The organism is Streptomyces racemochromogenes (assembly GCF_044129415.1).
Classification (GTDB): Bacteria; Actinomycetota; Actinomycetes; order Streptomycetales; family Streptomycetaceae; genus Streptomyces; species Streptomyces racemochromogenes_A.
The window spans coordinates 1-2,894 of sequence record NZ_JBBDHD010000267.1 but is presented as its reverse complement, the minus strand read 5'-3'; the positions used below and the strand labels follow the sequence as shown (position 1 = coordinate 2,894).

1 protein-coding gene is annotated in these 2,894 nt (G+C 76.8%); it reads left to right on the top strand.

Annotated features, from left to right (window positions below):
* Nucleotides 1-2,894, top strand: a 2,894-nt coding sequence (locus WDV06_RS36610) for a type I polyketide synthase (RefSeq protein ID WP_395514123.1), incomplete at both ends; no start/stop codon positions are given.

Sequence of the window (2,894 nt, the reverse complement as noted above, 5' to 3'; positions counted from 1 at the left end):
GAGTGCGCACCTTCCTGGAGGTCGGCCCCGGCGGCGTCCTGACCGCCCTCGCCCGGGACGTCGTGGACGAGCAGGCCCTCACCGTTCCCGCCCTGCGCGCCGACCGCCCCGAGGACCTGGCCCTCACCACCGCCCTCGCCCGCCTTCACGTCCACGGCACCCCCGTCGACTGGACGGCCTGGTACGCCGGCCAGGAAGCCCACCGCACCCCCCTGCCCACGTACGCCTTCCAACGCGAGACGTACTGGCTGCACGTCCCGGCCACCGCAGACCCCGCCGCGATCGGTGTCACCGACACCGGACACCCCCTCCTGGGCGCCACCGTCGTCCTCCCCGACGGCGGCAGCGTCCTGACCGGCCGCCTGTCCCTCGCCACCCACCCCTGGATCGCCGACCACGCCGTCTCCGGAGCCGTGCTCGTCCCCGGTACGGCCTTCGTGGAACTGGCCCTGCGGGCCGGACAGGAAGCCGGCTGCGCACACGTCGAGGACCTCACCCTGGAGGCCCCGCTCGTCCTGCCCGAACACGGCGGCGTCCAGCTCCGCCTCACGGTCGGGGCCCCCGATCCGGCGGGCCGCCGCACCCTGGAGCTCCACTCCCGCTCCGAGGACCCGGCCGCCCCGGCCGACTGGACGCGGCACGCGGGCGGCACCCTGTCCGCCGAACCCCCCGCCGTCCGGCCCCCGTCCGAGCTCGCCGCATGGCCCCCGCCCGGAGCCGAACCGGTCGCGACCGACCACCTCTACGAGCTCCTCGACGACCTCGGCTTCGGCTACGGCCCGGTCTTCCGCGGCCTCACCGGCGCCTGGCGGGACGGCGACTCCCTGTACGCCGCCGCGGCCCTCCCCGCCTCCACGGCACCGGACGCGGATACGTTCGGGCTGCACCCGGCCCTCCTCGACGCCGCCCTCCACGCCTCCTGGCTCGGCCTGCTCTCCGGCACCACCACCGGTCAGGCCCTGCTGCCCTTCTCCTGGAGCGGGGTCAGCCTGCACGCCGGCGGCGCCCCCGCCGTACGCGTCCGGCTGACCCCGGCCGGCCCGGACACCGTCTCCGTCCTGGTCGCCGACACGGCGGGGCAGACCGTCGCCTCGGTCGACGCCCTCGTGCTGCGCCCGGTCTCCGCCGACCGGCTGCGCGCGGCCGCCGCACCCCGCGCCGACGGCCTCCTGCGCCTCGACTGGACTCCGGCCCGGACACCGGCCGACGTCCCCGAACCCGACTGCGCCGTGGCCCTCGCCGGCCCGGACCCGGACCTGGACGGAGCCGCGGCACCGGACGACCCGGCCGCAGCCGTAAGGGCGACCGCCCACCGGACGCTCGCGCTGATCCAGGAGTGGCTCGCCGAGGAGCGGTCCGAGCGGACCCCGCTCGTCGTCGTCACCCGGCACGCGGTCGCCACCGACCCCGCCGAACGCGCCGCCCTCGACCCCGCCCAGGCCGCCGTCTGGGGCATGCTCCGCACCGCACAGTCGGAGAACCCCGGCCGCTTCGTCCTCCTCGACCTGGAACCGGGCCTCGACCCGGACGCCGGTCCCGGCCGGGAGGCCCTGCGCGCCGCCCTGGCCACCGGTGAACCCCAGCTCGCCGTGCGCGGCGGCAGGCTCCTGCTGCCGCGCCTCACCGCCCACACCGCCCCCACGGACCGCCCGGCCGGTGAGGCACCGCGGCGCGGGACGTTCCCCGCCGAGGGGACCGTCCTCGTCACCGGCGCCACCGGCACCCTGGGCCGGCTCGTCGCCCGCCACCTCGTCACCGAGCACGGCGTACGCAGCCTCCTGCTGGCCGGTCGCAGGGGCCCTGCCGCCGAAGGCGCGGCCGCCTTCGAGGCCGAACTCACCGCCCTCGGCGCCCGGGTCACCACCGCCGCCTGTGACGTGGCCGACCGCGCCGAGCTGGCCGCCCTGCTGGCGACGGTTCCGGCCGGGCACCCGCTGAGCGCCGTGGTCCACGCGGCCGGTGTGACCGACGACGGCACCGTCCCCGCCCTCACCCCGGACCGCGTCGACCGGGTGTTCCGCCCCAAGGTCGACGCCGCCCTCCACCTGCACGAACTGACCCGCGACATGGACCTGTCCGCGTTCGTGCTCTTCTCCTCCGTCTCCGCCACGCTCGGCGGCGCCGGCCAGGCCAACTACGCCGCCGCCAACGCCGTCCTCGACGCCCTCGCCCAGCGGCGCCACGCGGCGGGACTGCCCGCCGTGTCCCTGGCCTGGGGCCTGTGGGCCGACGGCAGCGGCATGACCGGGAAGCTGGACTCCGCCGATTTCGCGCGGATCCGCCGCATGGGCCTCGTCGCCATGGACGCGGCCACCGGCCTCGCCCTGTTCGACGCCGCCTGCGCGGCCGGCACCGACGTGCTCTTCCCGGTGCCCCTGGACCACGCCGGACTCCGCGTCCAGGCAGCCGAGGACAAGGTCCCCGCCCTGCTGCGCGGGCTGGTCAAAACCCCGGTCCGCAAGGCCCACAGCGGCCCCGGAACCTCCTCCGCCGCAGCTGCGGACCGGGCCTCCGCCCTGGCCACGACCCTGCACGGGCTGCCCGAGGCGGAACAGGAACGCCTCCTCGGCGACCTCGTACGCGCCCAGGTCGCCACGGTCCTCGGCCACGCCTCCCCGGACCGGGTGGAGGCCGAACGCCCCTTCAAGGACCTCGGCTTCGACTCGCTGACCGCCGTCGAGCTGCGGAACCTGCTGGGCGCGGCCACCGGCACCCGGCTGCCCGCGACCCTCGTCTTCGACCACCCCACCCCCCTGGCTCTCACCCGTTTCCTGCACGCCGAGATCCTCGGCACCACCAGCGGCACCACCACGCCTACCGTGGCGGGCCAGGTGGCGGTGGCCGACGATCCGATCGTGATCGTGGGGATGAGCTGCCGTTATCCGGGCGGGGTG